We start from the raw sequence: 14,677 nt of genomic DNA on the forward strand, positions 1-14,677 counted from the left end.
ATCTTCAGCCGCGATCAGTCTTCCACCGCGTCGCGCAGCACTGCGACACCGGCCTTGCGCTGTGCGCGCAGTTCACGCTTGAGAGCCGCTGGATCGCGGGCCACCACGAACCCGAAGCTGACCCCACCTTCCTTGCCGACTGTTGCGTGATGCAGCTTATGCGCCTGGACCAGCCGCTTTGCGTAGCCTCGCTTGGGCACCCAGCGGAAGTATCGCTGATGCACCAGTCCGTCATGGATCAGGGTATAGATCACCCCGTAGATCAGGATGCCAAGCCCGATCCAGGTTGCCGGCCACCAGGCCCGTTCTCCCATGATCATGGGAGAGCCGATCGCAAAAGCCGAAATGCTCATCCCCGCGCCGACCAGGGCATAAAGGTCATTGCGCTCGAGAAGGCGGTCGTGCGGCTCGTGATGATCCCGATGCCAGCCCCAGCCGAAGCCGTGCATCACGTACTTGTGGCTCGCCCAGGCGATGAACTCCATCCCGGCAACGGTAAGCAGGACGATCAAAATGGGCGCCAGCGCAGTCATAACTCATCCTACACCCGGTGCCTGCGCTTGTCAGCCGCGCCTCGCGCCCGGTTGCGACACTTTGGTGCAAAGCCACACAGAGCTGCGACGCCTGATTGGGCTGACGTTCATGTTGAGGGCCGCATTTATGAACATGACGGACGCTACTCCGCCATTCAGGAAAGAGGATCCCACCATGCGCAAGTTCAGTCTCATCGCTCCGGCCCTGATCGCGGCTCTTGGCCTTACGGCGCTTCCAGCGCAGGCTGCGCCACGCGACTGGCATCAGGATGCGCGTCAAGAGAGCCGCTATGACGGACGGCATAATGATGATGGACGGTATACGCCCGCTCGCGATGCGCAGATCCGCGCGGATATCCGGTCACTCGATCGCGCGATCGACCGCGCTGCCGCACGCCGGACCGTATCGAACCGCGAGGCCGCCAGCCTCCGGCGCGAATCCGCACAGGTGCAGCGCCTTTACGCCAGCTACGCCCGCAACGGCCTGAGCAGAACGGAGCTGCGAACCCTGCAGAACCGGGTAGACCGCATTCGCCTCGCCCTGCGTACAGACAAGAGGGACTGGAACAATCGGCGGGGCTGATCCGCATCGTACGGAGCGCGCCTGTTGCGCTTGAATTGCGCAACAGGCGCGCCTAATCGCAGCGGACCATGACAGACAAGCCGCGCACTTTATACCAGAAGATCTGGGACGCCCACGTCGTCGACACGCGTGACGATGGCACGAGCCTTATCTATATCGACCGCCATCTCGTCCACGAGGTGACAAGTCCGCAGGCTTTCGAAGGCCTGCGGGTTGCCGGTCGGCCGGTGCGCCGTCCCGATCTCACTCTCGCCGTGCCGGACCACAATCTTCCGACGACAGCGCGCAAGGATGCAGCGGGCAATCCGCTTCCGATCACCGATCCGGAAAGCGCCAACCAGCTTGCCGCGCTGCGCCGTAATGCACCCGAGTTCGGTGTCCGTTACATCGACGCGACCGACGCCGAACAGGGCATCGTTCACGTCGTGGGGCCAGAGCAGGGCTTTTCGCTGCCCGGAGCAACAATCGTCTGCGGCGACAGCCATACCGCGTCGCACGGCGGCATCGGCGCGCTGGCCTTCGGCATCGGCACCACCGAAGTAGAGCACGTGCTGGCAACCCAGACGCTGCTGCTGAAGCAGAGCAAGTCCATGGAAGTGCGGGTCGAGGGCACGCTGGGAGCGGGAGTCACTCCGAAAGACGTGATCCTGCACGTCATTGGCGTTACCGGCATGGGCGGCGGCACGGGCTACGTGATCGAGTATCGCGGCAACGTGTTCGAGGAGATGTCGATCGAAGGTCGGCTGACCGTCTGCAACATGGCCATCGAAGGCGGAGCCCGTTCGGGGCTGATCGCACCCGATGAGAAGACCTACGCCTATCTGAAGGGGCGCCCCTACGCGCCGACCGGGGAGGACTGGGACAAGGCCGTAGCCTGGTGGAAGAGCCTGGCGACAGACCCTGGCGCCAAGTTCGACAAGTCTGTCTCGATCCGGGCTGAGGACATTCAGCCGACCGTGACGTGGGGCACCAGCCCCGAGGACGTCTCGGCCATCGGCGGTGTGGTTCCTGCGCCTGAGGACTTTGCCGATGCCTCCAAGCGGGACGCCGTGCGGGTAAGCCTGGACTATATGGGCCTCACGCCTGGCACGAGGCTCACCGAAGTCGAAGTGCAGAACGTATTCATCGGCTCTTGCACCAACAGCCGCATCGAAGACATTCGCGCTGCCGCCGCGGTGCTGAAAGGCCGCAAGAAGGCCGATCACGTGAAATGGGCCATCGTCGTGCCTGGCTCCGGACTGGTGAAGGCGCAGGCCGAGGCAGAGGGCCTCGACAAGATCATCATCGATGCCGGCCTGGAATGGCGCGAACCCGGCTGCTCGGCATGCCTCGCCATGAACCCCGACAAAGTGCCCGCCGGTGAACGCTGCGCATCCACCAGCAACCGCAACTTCACGGGCCGCCAGGGGCCTGGCAGCCGTACCCATCTGATGAGCCCGGCCATGGCCGCTGCCGCCGCGGTTACCGGCCGGCTCACGGACGTGCGCGAACTGGTAGGATAATCGACATGCAAGACGAGAACGACACCTCCATTGCCTCGCGGGCCGCGATCGCAGCCGGGGCCGCGATCGGTTCGGCCGCCATCGCCGCGGCGCTGCTCTACGCGAAGCGGCGCAAGGAGAAGAAGGCAGCCTCCGCTCTGCCCCCGCCCACCAGCACTGCCGCCCACTTTCCGGCTGAGACCGACTGATGGAGCCGATTTCCCACGTCGCGGGACGAGCGATCCCGTTCGGACGGAAGAACGTCGACACGGACGTCATCATCCCCGCACACTGGCTCAAGACCATCACGCGCGAGGGCCTTGGCCGCGGTGCCTTCGAAGCCGTGCGTAAAGAGCCGGACAACGTCTTCGATAACCCCGAGTATGCGTCTGCGCCGATCCTGATCGCTGGCGACAACTTCGGCTGCGGCTCAAGCCGGGAGCATGCCGCCTGGGCCCTGCTGGACATGGGCGTAACATGCGTGATTGCGCCGAGTTTCTCGGACATCTTTTCCGGAAACGCCTTCAAGAACGGCATCCTCACTGTCGTCCTGCCTCAGGAGGCGGTGGACCGCCTGCTCGAAGTCGCAAAGACCGATCCCATAGATGTGGACCTCGAAACGCAGAGCGTCACCACGCCCTTTCAGGACCGCTTCGTTTTCGAAATCGACGCTTTCCGAAAGCACTGCCTGCTGGAGGGGCTGGACGAGGTCGGCCTGACCATGGCGCAGGCCAGTACTATCCACGCGTACGAGACCAGAGCGCGTGCAGAACTGCCATTTTTGGCCAGAACTGCACAAAGCAGCCTCTAAGCACCAATTCCTTAGTTGAACGCAGCAAGCCCTCGCCCTATCGCGATGCTTGCCAATTTCCTCGCAGAGGTAGCTTCATGACGACTTTCGACGACCGCGAGCGCGCCGAAGAGGCCAAGTTCGCCCATGATGCCGATATGCAGTTCCGCATCCAGGCGCGGCGCAACCGCCTTCTGGGCGAATGGGCCGCAGAGCGCATGAACCTGTCTACCGCGGAGCGTGAGGCTTATGCCAAGGCGGTTGTGCAGGCCGACTTTGAAGAAGCCGGAGACGAGGACGTCGTGCGCAAATTGCTAGGCGATCTGACCAGCGCGGGCGTCGACATCGACGAGGCGGAGGTGCGCGCAGCTCTGGAAAACAAGCAGGTCGAGGCCCGGCGCGCGCTCATCGGCGAAGCCTGACCACCCGCGAAAGCAAGGACACCGATATGGCCATGCCAGCCCAGGAGATCGAGCAGCTGATCCGCACCGCTTTGCCCGATGCTCAGGTGACGATCACCGACCTTGCGGGCGACGGGGACCACTATGCCGCACATGTCGTCTCGTCCGCGTTCACGGGAAAGACCCGCGTGGCTCAGCACAAGATGGTCTACGAAGCCTTGGGCGGCCGCATGGGGGGTGAGCTCCATGCCTTGCAACTCACCACCGCTGTTCCCAACTGAAGACGCATATCCATTCCTCCCGGCTCGTCCGCCGGGCGCACAAAGGTTTTCGTAATGTCAGACGTCAACACCCGCATCGGCGACATCGTCAACTCCAATGACGTCGTCCTGTTCATGAAGGGCACGCCGCTCTTCCCCCAGTGCGGCTTCTCCAGCCGTGCCGTTGCGATCCTCGATCATCTCGGGGTGGCGTATGAGAGTGTCGACGTGCTGCAGGACATGGAAATCCGGCAGAGCATCAAGACCTACTCCGATTGGCCGACAATCCCGCAGCTTTACGTGAAGGGTGAATTTGTCGGCGGCAGCGACATCATGATGGAGATGTACGAGGCCGGTGAACTTAAGCAGCTGATGACGCAGTCGGGCGTCGCCAGTGCAGCCTGATTTTCGCCATCGCGTGATTTTCGCCATCGGAGGCGGCTGCTTGCCTCCTGTGATGGGCTGACTTCCTGGGAGCCGCGCGCGCGACCGCGCTTGGTTAGAGATCGCGGGCCCACTCTTCGCCACGCGCCTTTTGGCTTGTCAGCGAACCAGAGTCCGGGGAGGCGGAACCGGGAGACTAGCCGGCTCCGCCTCTATTGAGACGTACCCATGGTACGCAAAGTACATTGCACGTGTCGTGCCAACTTCTTGAAACGCCTACTTTTCTGCGACTTTACCAAAGGCCGCTTATGATCGGCAGCTCACAAGTGTAAAGTGCGCCGACACAGCCGAGACGGCCCCACGCACCTTGCTGCTTGCCTGAACGCAGCCGAGCGGCAAGAGTACAAAAATGTCCAGTTACCCTGCCGATGGGCCAATGCCGCCGGACGGCCCCGAAGTCATTCCCGCCGCGACTGTCGTGATCTTCCGCCGGAGCGAAAGCGGGCCGCCACAGTTGCTGATGGTCCAGCGTTCGCGCGAGATGCGGTTTGCGGGAGGCGCTGCCGTCTTTCCGGGCGGCAAAGTCGACCCTGAAGACCGGCAGTTGGCCGCCAGGCTTTTCCCCGAAGCCGATGCGGAGATCACCGCAGCCCGCGTTGCCGCGATCCGAGAGACGTTGGAAGAGACAGGCCTTGCCATCGGCGTGCGGGAGCGAGTTTCCGCCGCACAAGCCCGGGAAGCTCGCGGGGTCCTTCTTGAGCAAGGCCAACTGGCGCCAGTGCTTGAGGCTTTCGGCTGGACAATCGAGCCCGAGAAACTCACGCTCTATGCCCACTGGTGCCCGCCCTTCGCGCGCGCATTCGACACCCGCTTCTTCGTCACTGATCTCGGGACAGGCGACGTAGAGATCACCGTCGATGAAACCGAAAACACGCACCTGTTCTGGGCCAGCGCATCGGCAGCGCTGCAGATGGCGGAGGAAGGGCAGATCAGTGTGATCTTCCCGACACTGCGCAATCTGGAGCGGCTGGCGCAATTTCAAACCTTTGAGGCAGCCCTGCAGGACATCGCCCGGCATCCGGTACGCCGGATATGCCCGACGCGTGTAGAACGCGAAGGCGAGGTTTGGCTGGAGATAGCAGAAGGGCACGGCTACCCAGTTCTTGGGCAGCCGCTCGCATCGGCTAAGCGGGGCTGAGAGCGACCGCCCGCTGCCCCCTCCCCGCAGCCAGCATAGCCATGGCAAAGGCCGCGATGTAGAAGCAGATGACGGATATAACGACGACGGCATAGCCGCCGGTCATCCTGGCAGCCACACCCGTGCCGATCACGGCAAGGACCATGATCGGCAGTGTAACCGTAGCCGACATTCCGTAGGCGCGGCTGAAGCTCTCCTGCCCGAAGACCTCGCCGATGGCCTTGCTGAGAGCGGGAACCGATCCTGCCCCATGCAATCCGATCAGGCCAATCACCACCGCCAGGCCAGCAAAGGGGAGATCGAGCAGGAGCAGCGCCCACAACGCGGCACTGTCGAAGGCCAGAAGCGCAATCGTCCGGGCGCCGCCCAGCTTGTCCGAGATCCAGCCAAAGAGCACGAAGCCGCCGATCCCCGCGAGTGCCATCACAGAGGCTAGCGCTGCGCCTTGGCCGCGCGTGAAGCCCCACGTCTCTGCCATGGTTACGAGATGCACACCCAGCAGGATGGAACTGGTGTTCGGCGCTGCAATGGCAATCGCGAGCATCCAGAACACCGCTGCGCCTACGATGGTGCCCAGACTTGCCCCGCCAGCGGCCGAGGGCTTCGCTGCCCGTCCCGCCTCGACGCGATGATGATCGGGCGGATAATCCTGCAGCAGCAGCGCCGCAGGAAGCAGCGTAAGCAGTGCGAACGCGGCAAGCGCGTAGAAGGTCACGTTCAGCCCGTACGTTTCTATCAGCCAGTTGCTGGCTACCGGCATGATGGCCACGACCACCGACATGTGGGTCAGGCCGATCGCAAGCCCTCGGTGGCGGGTGAACCATCGCGTCACCAAAGTCGGAGGCAGCACCGCGCCACCGATCGCCATGGCGGGTCCGAGGCAGGCACCGTAAGCAATCAGATAGACTACGAAGGACTGCGTCGCGCCCAGAAGGAACCAGCCAACCGCCATCGCCACTGCCGAGGCCGCCAGCAACGCTCGCAACGAAAATCGCGCGGCGAGCACTCCCGCGATGGAAGACAGAAGCGCGGAGCCGACAATCACCATCGGCGCCCCGGCGGAGGCGAGTTCTAGCGTCACGCCGAGCCTCTCCGCCATCGGCCTCAGCAAGACGCCTGTCGTGCCGAAAATAGCTCCCACGACCACGTTATGCGCAACAAACGCGATAATTCCCATCCGTACGGCTTGGGGATGATTTGACGGCTGACCGCCGCCTGCCTCTTGCAAGGTCAAGGCCCTCTCCTTTTGGCGCGGTTCGTGACCGCTCTCTGTTTGCACAAGTGTGAGGGTGCCCACCGACGAAAGCCAGCGACTTCTTGCGCCAAGATGGCGGGGCCGAGCGCGTCACTCGGCCCCGCCACGCTCTCGGACCAGACCCGAGAGCCAAGCAGCAGGCGCCCATGAGGGCAGGCGCCGCTCGCTACGCCCTATGCTCCTGACCAGCGGGCTCGGCAGCTTGGAGGATGCCGCGCGCTGCCGCTCAGCTTTCGCGGCGGCTCACACGACGAGAGGAAGGGAGGGGGGATTCTCGCCGCGGGATCGGAGAACCTGCAATGGGTGCCCGATATTGCGCTGTTCGTGCAGTCCCGGTCTTGGGGGACAAGCCGCCATGCGCGGCGCTAAACCTCAGCGGAGCCGGCCAGCGCCTTATCCCCAGACCACTCCGGGTCCGGCTCTGGTGCCGGACGGAAAAACCCCGTGTACAGATGACCGGCAAGCACGGAGTGCAGCACCGCCGACGTGCGATCCGAAACCCCCAGCTTGCGGAATGCACGTCGCACGTAGCTGTCTACCGTCTCCGCCGAAATACCCAGAATCTCCGCGATGACCGAGTTGCTCTTACCCATCGCGATCCAGTAAACGACGTCCAGCTCCCGCTCCGAAAGGTGTACGTCGGACGACTTCATGCTGTCGATCAGTTCACAGTACCGCAAGAACGACATTTGCGCGACAGCGTGGGCATTTGCGACCGTCTCATCCGTAGCGCGTAGACCATCTGGCGCCGGAAGCCCGACGAACCCCGTCCTCGCGCCCGGACCATAAGTCGGAAGAGCCAGGCCTTCCTCAAAGCCGAGCTCAGCCGCGAAGCTGTAGAACGCCGCCTGCTGCCGCCCTGATGGTTCGACCTGCCGTGCCTCGCTCCACCGCAAAGGTCGCCCGATCCGCAACGCTACGTCCGGCAGAGGATCCTCGAATCGCAGGCGTTCAGGGTAGGCCTGAGACCACTGCGCAGGCATGTTGTTCGCAGAGTGGACCCGCCCGAAACGTCGGTCAGACGTTATCGGAGTAACAAAATAAGCCGACGGGTACCCGCAACCGGCGAAAGCGGTCATCGTCACTCCCCGCAGAGCAACAACCGATTGTGCCGCGCGGATTTCCGCGAGGCCCGTGCGAACATGCATTTGCGACTCCTGCAACGCTTAGCGCGCTGCCGGCCGAAGCATACGAGCTTCGGTGGGTGCAGGCAAACTTGCAGCCTGACTCCGGGACTTGAATCGAAGACAAGGACAAGCCCGCACTACAGCCGCTCGCCCCCGGTCCTTCGGGGAATGACCCTTGCTATTGGCTGCACGGCGGCCCAGCAAGGATGACAACTGCAGAAGAGGTAAGATGATGCGGATCTTGGTAACTCTGATCGCGCTTGCGACTGCGCTCCCCTGCCAGGCCCAGTCGGCACCTCCACGCCAGTTGGACGGGCCGCCGGGCGGCCGCTCGGGCCCACCAGCCGACGAACTCACAGTCACAATCGGTGTCGCGCCGGTTCTCAGCCCCGTGTGGATGGGATCGCGGGACATGGCGCTTTCAATCTATCCCGACCTTCGGCTGAACTACGGCGATGTCCTGTTCGCCTCGGTGCCAGAGGGTCTGGGCTGGAACGCGGTCAACACGGACGGTTGGCGCGCTGGACCGTTGGCCAAGATACGCTTCGGACGCGACGAAGAAGAGGGGGGCTCCCCCTTCCTTATTGCAGGCAGCAGCGATGCCCTGATCGGCATGGGGGACGTCGACGCCACAGCAGAGGTCGGCGGTTTTATTGAAAAGAGGTTCGGAGACCGCCAGCAATGGCGTGCACGTGTGGAAGTACGGCGCGGCTTTGGCGGACACGAGGGTGTCGTCGGCGATGGATCACTGAGCTATCAGACACGCTTCGGGCGCACCATAGCCAGCTTCGGACCCCGCGCGACCGTTGCGAGTTCCGACTTCATGCAGACCTTTTTCGGGATCGATGACGGCCAGGCGGCGCGAACCGGGCTTGCCAGGTATGATGCGAAAGGCGGCCTGCTTTCGTATGGCGTGGGCGGGAGCGCGATACACCCCCTCAATCGGCGAAGTGCCCTGACCCTCTTCACCAGTCTTGAGCGCCTTGGCGAACAGGCCGCGGACTCACCGCTTGTGGAAGAGCGGGGACGGCGCACACAGTTCACCATCGGCCTGGGATATGGTTTCCGCTTCAGCCTCTAGGGCCGGGGCGTTTAGCCAAACCAATGTGAGAGGCCGCCGCGGCGCAGCCCCAGCACGGTAGCAACGATCACGAGCAAGGCGGCGATCCCAGCGGCAGCCGCCACGGCTCCCGCTTGTGGCCCTCCTACGGCGTAAATGGCGGATAAGGCCCACAGGAACACGAGCGCATAGGGCGGATTACCCCGGCCCCGTATGAGTGCCAGCGAAGCGATTACTCCTCCGACGACAACAACCGCCGCCGCAATCAGGGGGGCGGCCTCGCCGGCCTCGACGCCATGGAAGCGCAGCGACGCCGCGATGTTGACGATCGAAGCGGCAGTGAGCCAACTCGCCAGCGCGGCAAGCGGCAGGATCGCGCACCAGCGTTCACCAGCACTGAACGGCGCGTTCCACGCCGCCAGACGACGATAGATCGTCAGCAGGCAGGCGAGCGTAAACAAGATGATCGCGCTGGAGATGACGCTCAGGCCAAAGACCTGCGTGTAAGCCGCCCATACCGCATTTCCCGCGAAGGCGCCGGCTGCGGGCCAGCGCAACCTTGCGAGCAGCGGGTTTGCCCGTTGTGCGGGCAGCGCCTGATATACAGCGAACACGATGGAACCGGTATAGAGTGCGCCCCAGATCGAGAAGGCCCAGCCCGCAGGCGTGATCAAAGTCCGCACGCTATCGGACCGTTCCCCAATCGAGCGTCCGAGGCCCAGCTCCGGCAGCATCGGAGTCAGGATCTGCAGCACCGCAAAAACTATGACGGCAATGCGGGCAAGCGCTCCGCCGCTCTGATCCCTGGTCGAGTAGGTCGTCATATGCTCCAAACCCTCGGAACCTTGATCGGTTGCCTTCCCAAGCCCGAGGCCTTCCCATGCTGAGAGGTTCACATCGTGCACGCAGGATGCAAGACGCCGCACCGGATCGGCTCTGCCCTGCAGCAGCCAGGATTTTGGTGTATGGCGCAGACCATGACCACTACTCTGCCAAGACGTCGATTTGTCATGGGACTTGGGCTCGCCACCGGGGCCGCGGCTGCCCCCCTGCGCGCGACCCAACCCGCTGTTCTCCCGGCGATTCCGGAGACCTGCGCTCCGCTGACAGGCCTGACTTTCACCGCTCCCGAGCAGCAGCAGATGCTGGGTGTCGTGGATGAGATCGTGGATCGCGCACGCGCTTTGGCGCGGATGCGCTTCGCCAATGAGCTGCCGCCTGCAGAGTTGTTCGACCCGCGCCTACCTGGCTGGCAGCGCGAGCCGGACGGCGCTTTGGCAGAGCCTGCTCCGCCCTTGCCTTCCTTGTCTTCCTTGCCTTCGACAGCAGACGAGATCGCTTTCTCGCCTGCATGGCAGCTTGCCGCATGGCTCCGAACGGGCAAGCTCAAGTCGCGGACGCTCACTGACATTTACCTGGACCGAATAGCGGCTCATGCGGACCGGCTCCAGTGCATCGCCACGCTCCTGCCCGATGCTGCTCGTCGAGAGGCAGACGCTTGCGACCGTGACCTGGCGCGTGGGCGCCTTCGTGGCTCGCTGCACGGATTGCCCTATGGCCTCAAAGACCTCATCGATACGGCCGGCGTGGAGACTGCCTGGGGCGCGGAGCCTTACCGCGGGCGCGTTCCGGCGGCAGATGCGACCATCGTAAGGCGTTTGCGCGAAGAAGGCGCCATCCTGCTCGCCAAGACGAGCCTTGGGGCCATTGCTTATGGCGACATCTGGTACGGCGGGCGCACGCGCAATCCCTGGAACGTGGCGGAAGGATCATCGGGATCTTCAGCCGGGAGCGCAGCAGCAGTTGCAGCCGGGCTATGCGCGTTTGCGATCGGCACCGAGACGATGGGCTCAATCGTGTCGCCAGCGGCGCGATGCGGCGCTGTTGGGTTGCGCCCAACTTTCGGCCGCGTGCCACGCACCGGCGCCATGGCGCTGTGCTGGTCGCTCGACAAGGTCGGCGTGCTGGCCCGCGATCCGCTCGACGCCGCGATGAGCCTTGCGGTGCTGCACGGACCCGATGGCGCGGACCCTTGCGCGATCGCAGAACCGCTTGGGCTTGTTCCCCGTATCTCTCCGCAGGACATAAGGATCGGCTATCGGCCCGAATGGTTCACAGCAGGCACTGAGGCAGACCGCGCGGCGCTTTCGGCTGCCCGGGAGGCGGGCTTCGACTTGCGTGAGATCGAGATGCCCGATGTAGACCTCGCCGGCTTGGGCGGTATCGTCGTGCTTGAGGCAGCCGCCGCATTCCAGGAACTCACCGCAAGCGGCCGCGATGACCTCCTGACGTGGCAGGACGACATCGCCTGGCCGAACAGCTGGCGTTCAGCGCAGTTTGAGACGGCAGTGAACTACATCCAGGCTCAACGGCTCCGGCGCCGGCTTATGATCGAGTTTGCGCAGACCATGGCCGGAGTGGACATGATCCTGCACCCCAACGACGCTGGCGGACTTCTCGCTATCGGCAATCACTGCGGCTATCCCGCCTTGTGCATGCCCGTAGGAATGCTGGAACAGCCGACCCGCCAGGGCTTCACGAGCTATGTGCCGCCCGCCGATTTGCCAAGGGGTGCGGTCCTGAAGCCGGTACCGTTCAGCATCACACTTACGGGCAGACTCTTTGACGAGCCGCGCCTTATTGCTGCGGGGCGCCGTTTGGCAGAGGCCATAGGGTTGCCCAGCCTTCGCCCGCTCCTGTAGTCGCTAGTGCGCGCCGTGGTCGTCATCCGCCACGGAGGCATCCGCGCTCAATTCCTGCTTGGCCTTGCGGCTCGGAAGACGGGTGAACCCGCTGACATCGCTCATCGGATCGAAGTCCCGCTCAATCTGCACGGGACTGGCAACGTAAGCCGTCACCAGTTCGGCTACGGAGCGCAGCGCGTGTACATGGATCCGTTCATAACCGTGGCTGGCATCGATGCCGAAGGTGATCAGCCCAGTGCGGACATCGGCACCGGACTCCAGCGCGCTGGCTGAATCGGAGCGGTAATAGCGGAACACGTCCTTCTGGTAGCGGATGTCGTTCTCTTCGCAGAGGTGTGCCAGCTTCTTGCACAGATGATAGTCGAACGGGCCGGTCTGGTCAGCCATCGCCAGTGTCACGCCGAATTCGTCGCTGTTCTGACCGGGCGCCGTGGTGCCGTTGTCGATTGCCACCAGAGACGCCACTTCCGGCAAGAGGATGGAAGACGCACCGACCCCCACCTCCTCGGCAATAGTGAAGAGAAAGTGGACGTCGACCAGCGTTTCATGCCCCTGCTTCTGCAGTGCCTGGATAGCCGCCAGCATGATGGCCACCCCAGCCTTGTCGTCCAGATGTCGCGAGACGATGTACCCGTTCTCCAGGAACTCCGTCTCCGGGTCTATGGAGATGATGTCGCCGATCTCGATGCCTAGCTTGCGCAGTTCGGGCAGACCACGTGCATAGGCGTCGACACGCACCTCAACATTGTCCCAGGCGACCGGCTGAGTGTCGATTTCCTCGTTGAAGGTGTGTCCCGATGCCTTCAGCGGCAGGATCGAACCACGATATGTGCCCTTCTCCGAGAAGATCGTGCAGCGCGCGCCCTCTGCAAAACGCGAAGACCAGTGCCCGATCGGCACGATGGCCAGACGCCCGTTCTCCTTTAGCGCCTTCACCTGGGCGCCCAGTGTGTCGACATGGCTGACGATGGCGCGCGCACCGCGAGGATCCTTGCCCCTGCGGATGGCTCGGATCGCTCCGCGGCGAGTGAGCTCTGCGTCGAGGCCCATGCTTGCCAACTCGGAGGTGACGAGGCGCACGACGTTGTCCGTAAAGCCGGTCGGACTCGGGGTTCGCAGCAGCTTGCCGAGAATATGAACTAGATAGTCGGTGTCGATCGTCAGTCTACTCACGGCTTCTTCTCAAGCGGCTTGAGGCCACTGCGCATGTTGCGCACCTCTGTTGGCATCGACAACGGAAAGAGCAGATCCACGAAGCGCTGCGCCGTTGGCTGCGGTTCGTGGTTGGCGAGCCCGGGACGTTCGTTCGCTTCGATGAACACATAGTCGGGCGCGGACGGGCTCTTGACCATGAAGTCTATGCCGACGACCGGGATGTCGATCGATCGAGCGGATGCGACGGCTGCCTCGACAAGTTCAGGATGCACGCGATCCGTCACATCGTGGATTGTGCCTCCGGTGTGCAGGTTCGCGGTCTTGCGGACCTGCAGTTCCTGGCCTTCGGGCAGGACGTCATCCATCGAAAAGCCCGCCAGGCGGACGATACGCACAGTCTCTGCATCCATCGGGATGCGCGATTCTCCACCCGTGGCCGCCATACGCCGCCGGCTCTGCGACTCGATGAGCCGGGCAATGCTGCTGGTGCCGTCGCCCGTGACCGCCGCAGGCTTGCGGACCGCCGCCGCGACAAGCTTGAAGTTGATGACGACCAGCCGCAGGTCCTGGCCTTCGAAATACTCCTCGAGAAGAACCGTGCTCGACATGCGCTGAGCACTGGCGATGGCATTTTCGACGTCCTCGACCGTCCGCAGATCCACCGAGATACCGCGCCCCTGCTCACCGTGGGCCGGCTTCACCACAGCCGCCTCATTGCGCGCCAGGAACTGTGCGATCTGCTCACGCGAGCCATCCCACTGCACCTGATCGGGAACCCGCACGCCCGCTTCTGCGACGACGCGGCGCGAGATCTCCTTGTTGTCGCAGATGGACATGGCGACGGCACTGGTCAGTTCCGACAGGCTTTCGCGGCACACGACCGTTCGCCCGCCCAGAGACAGCCGGAATATGCCGCTTTCCTCGTCTATGATCTCGACGTGGATGCCGCGTCGCCGCGCCTCGTTGATGATGATGAGCGCGTAGACGTTCAGGTTCGCGCCCACCTCGGGACCCGTAAAGAGCTTTTCATTGATCGTGTTCTTGCGCTTCACCGTGAAGCTCTGGATCTGCTTGAAGCCGAGCTTCTCATAAAGGCCGATCGCCTGTGTATTGTCGTGCAGCACGGTCAGGTCGAGGTACTCGGCGCCGCGCTCCCAAAACCGCTCCGCCAAGGCGCGCGTCAACGCCGTTCCAATGCCCGATTGCCGTGCCTGCGGATCAACGGCGAGACACCAAAGTGAGCAGCCCTTGTCATCACTCCCAAGGTAGTGACCGTGGTCGACGCCCATGACCACGCCTACGACTTCCCCGTCCTGAGGGTCGGTCGCCACCAGAACAATCAGGCCTGCGGCTTCCAGGTCGCTCTCGAAGAACTCGGGGCGGATCACCACCATGTTGCGCGCGGCAAAAATGCGATTCGCGCTTTCCACGTCCTGACCCGGATTGATGTCCCTCACCGTGACGGAAGGGCGTTCATCCGAAGCCTCATAGTCCGACCTGTTCAGGCGGAAGGTGTGCGACGGGTCGAGAAACAGTTCCTGCGGCGCATTCGCCAGGAGGACATGCGGATTGATCACGTAGATCCCGATGTCCCGACAGTCCTTCTCCTCCTCACGCAGCGCTTCCGCGAAATCCTGCGCATTATCGAAGCTGTTGCCGAAGATAATGCGCCCCCACCCGCAATCGGCGGCGGCGTTCCTCTTCACGGCGGGCTGCGGCATCACCGCGAGGTCCTGGCTCATGGT

General features: G+C 63.5%; 16 protein-coding genes. 10 read left to right on the forward strand and 6 right to left on the reverse strand.

Annotated features, from left to right (window positions below; genetic code table 11):
* Positions 1-14 precede the first annotated feature (14 nt).
* Positions 15-533: a sterol desaturase family protein gene (locus ABUH87_RS09505; RefSeq protein ID WP_367772869.1), complete on the reverse strand. Its 519-nt coding sequence runs from the start codon at positions 531-533 to the stop codon at positions 15-17.
* Between the two features lie 175 nt (positions 534-708).
* Here ABUH87_RS09505 and ABUH87_RS09510 point away from each other — a divergent pair, with 175 nt between their 5' ends.
* From ABUH87_RS09510 to ABUH87_RS09545, 8 genes are all read left to right on the forward strand, one after another.
* Positions 709-1,116, forward strand: coding sequence for a hypothetical protein (locus ABUH87_RS09510; protein WP_367772871.1), 408 nt, complete (start codon positions 709-711; stop codon positions 1,114-1,116).
* A 68-nt stretch (positions 1,117-1,184) separates the two neighbouring features.
* Entirely contained in the window at positions 1,185-2,618 is a 1,434-nt protein-coding gene (gene leuC, locus ABUH87_RS09515) for a 3-isopropylmalate dehydratase large subunit (protein ID WP_367772873.1), read from the forward strand.
* Between the two features lie 5 nt (positions 2,619-2,623).
* Positions 2,624-2,806 carry a hypothetical protein gene (locus ABUH87_RS09520; RefSeq protein ID WP_367772875.1) on the forward strand — a complete coding sequence of 61 codons (183 nt, stop codon included), beginning with the start codon at positions 2,624-2,626 and terminating at the stop codon, positions 2,804-2,806.
* Positions 2,806-3,408: a 3-isopropylmalate dehydratase small subunit gene (gene leuD / locus ABUH87_RS09525; RefSeq protein ID WP_367772877.1), complete on the forward strand. Its 603-nt coding sequence runs from the start codon at positions 2,806-2,808 to the stop codon at positions 3,406-3,408. Before ABUH87_RS09520 ends, leuD begins: the two co-directional genes overlap by 1 nt.
* A gap of 77 nt (positions 3,409-3,485) precedes the next feature.
* On the forward strand, positions 3,486-3,809 hold the full coding sequence (locus ABUH87_RS09530; RefSeq protein WP_367772879.1) for a DUF1476 domain-containing protein: 324 nt from the start codon (positions 3,486-3,488) through the stop codon (positions 3,807-3,809).
* Positions 3,810-3,835: 26 nt separating this feature from the next.
* Positions 3,836-4,069 carry a BolA family protein gene (locus tag ABUH87_RS09535; protein ID WP_367772881.1) on the forward strand — a complete coding sequence of 78 codons (234 nt, stop codon included), beginning with the start codon at positions 3,836-3,838 and terminating at the stop codon, positions 4,067-4,069.
* A 54-nt stretch (positions 4,070-4,123) separates the two neighbouring features.
* Complete coding sequence (grxD, locus tag ABUH87_RS09540) at positions 4,124-4,453, forward strand: Grx4 family monothiol glutaredoxin (protein ID WP_367772883.1); 330 nt, start codon at positions 4,124-4,126, stop codon at positions 4,451-4,453.
* Between the two features lie 388 nt (positions 4,454-4,841).
* Positions 4,842-5,630 (forward strand): NUDIX hydrolase, encoded by a 789-nt coding sequence (locus ABUH87_RS09545; RefSeq protein ID WP_367772886.1) that lies wholly within the window; start codon positions 4,842-4,844, stop codon positions 5,628-5,630.
* Here ABUH87_RS09545 and ABUH87_RS09550 read toward each other — a convergent pair.
* Together ABUH87_RS09550 and ABUH87_RS09555 are read right to left on the reverse strand one after the other, a co-directional pair.
* Positions 5,617-6,864 carry an MFS transporter gene (locus ABUH87_RS09550; protein ID WP_367772890.1) on the reverse strand — a complete coding sequence of 416 codons (1,248 nt, stop codon included), beginning with the start codon at positions 6,862-6,864 and terminating at the stop codon, positions 5,617-5,619. The two genes, ABUH87_RS09545 and ABUH87_RS09550, sit on opposite strands and share 14 nt — an antisense overlap.
* Positions 6,865-7,250: 386 nt before the next feature.
* Positions 7,251-8,033: a helix-turn-helix transcriptional regulator gene (locus ABUH87_RS09555; RefSeq protein WP_367772892.1), complete on the reverse strand. Its 783-nt coding sequence runs from the start codon at positions 8,031-8,033 to the stop codon at positions 7,251-7,253.
* Positions 8,034-8,241: 208 nt separating this feature from the next.
* On the opposite strand from ABUH87_RS09555, the gene ABUH87_RS09560 reads away from it, so the two are divergent.
* Positions 8,242-9,093 carry a MipA/OmpV family protein gene (locus tag ABUH87_RS09560; protein ID WP_367772894.1) on the forward strand — a complete coding sequence of 284 codons (852 nt, stop codon included), beginning with the start codon at positions 8,242-8,244 and terminating at the stop codon, positions 9,091-9,093.
* Between the two features lie 11 nt (positions 9,094-9,104).
* Here the strand turns inward: ABUH87_RS09560 and ABUH87_RS09565 are convergent, their stop codons facing one another.
* Positions 9,105-9,896, reverse strand: coding sequence for a hypothetical protein (locus tag ABUH87_RS09565; RefSeq protein ID WP_367772896.1), 792 nt, complete (start codon positions 9,894-9,896; stop codon positions 9,105-9,107).
* A gap of 153 nt (positions 9,897-10,049) precedes the next feature.
* Between ABUH87_RS09565 and ABUH87_RS09570 the strand changes: the two genes are divergently transcribed.
* Positions 10,050-11,774, forward strand: a complete 1,725-nt coding sequence (locus ABUH87_RS09570; protein WP_367772898.1) for an amidase — start codon at positions 10,050-10,052, stop codon at positions 11,772-11,774.
* A gap of 3 nt (positions 11,775-11,777) precedes the next feature.
* On the opposite strand, the gene ABUH87_RS09575 is transcribed toward ABUH87_RS09570, so the two are convergent.
* Both ABUH87_RS09575 and ngg read right to left on the reverse strand, forming a co-directional pair.
* The gene (locus ABUH87_RS09575; RefSeq protein WP_367772900.1) at positions 11,778-12,950 is read right to left on the reverse strand and encodes an osmoprotectant NAGGN system M42 family peptidase; all 1,173 of its coding nucleotides are present in this window, start codon (positions 12,948-12,950) and stop codon (positions 11,778-11,780) included.
* Positions 12,947-14,674: an N-acetylglutaminylglutamine synthetase gene (ngg, locus tag ABUH87_RS09580; RefSeq protein ID WP_367772902.1), complete on the reverse strand. Its 1,728-nt coding sequence runs from the start codon at positions 14,672-14,674 to the stop codon at positions 12,947-12,949. The genes ABUH87_RS09575 and ngg overlap by 4 nt, the downstream gene beginning before the upstream one ends.
* Between the last annotated feature and the right edge of the window lie 3 nt (positions 14,675-14,677).

It is taken from the genome of Novosphingobium rhizovicinum (assembly GCF_040813635.1).
GTDB lineage: Bacteria > Pseudomonadota > Alphaproteobacteria > Sphingomonadales > Sphingomonadaceae > Novosphingobium > Novosphingobium rhizovicinum.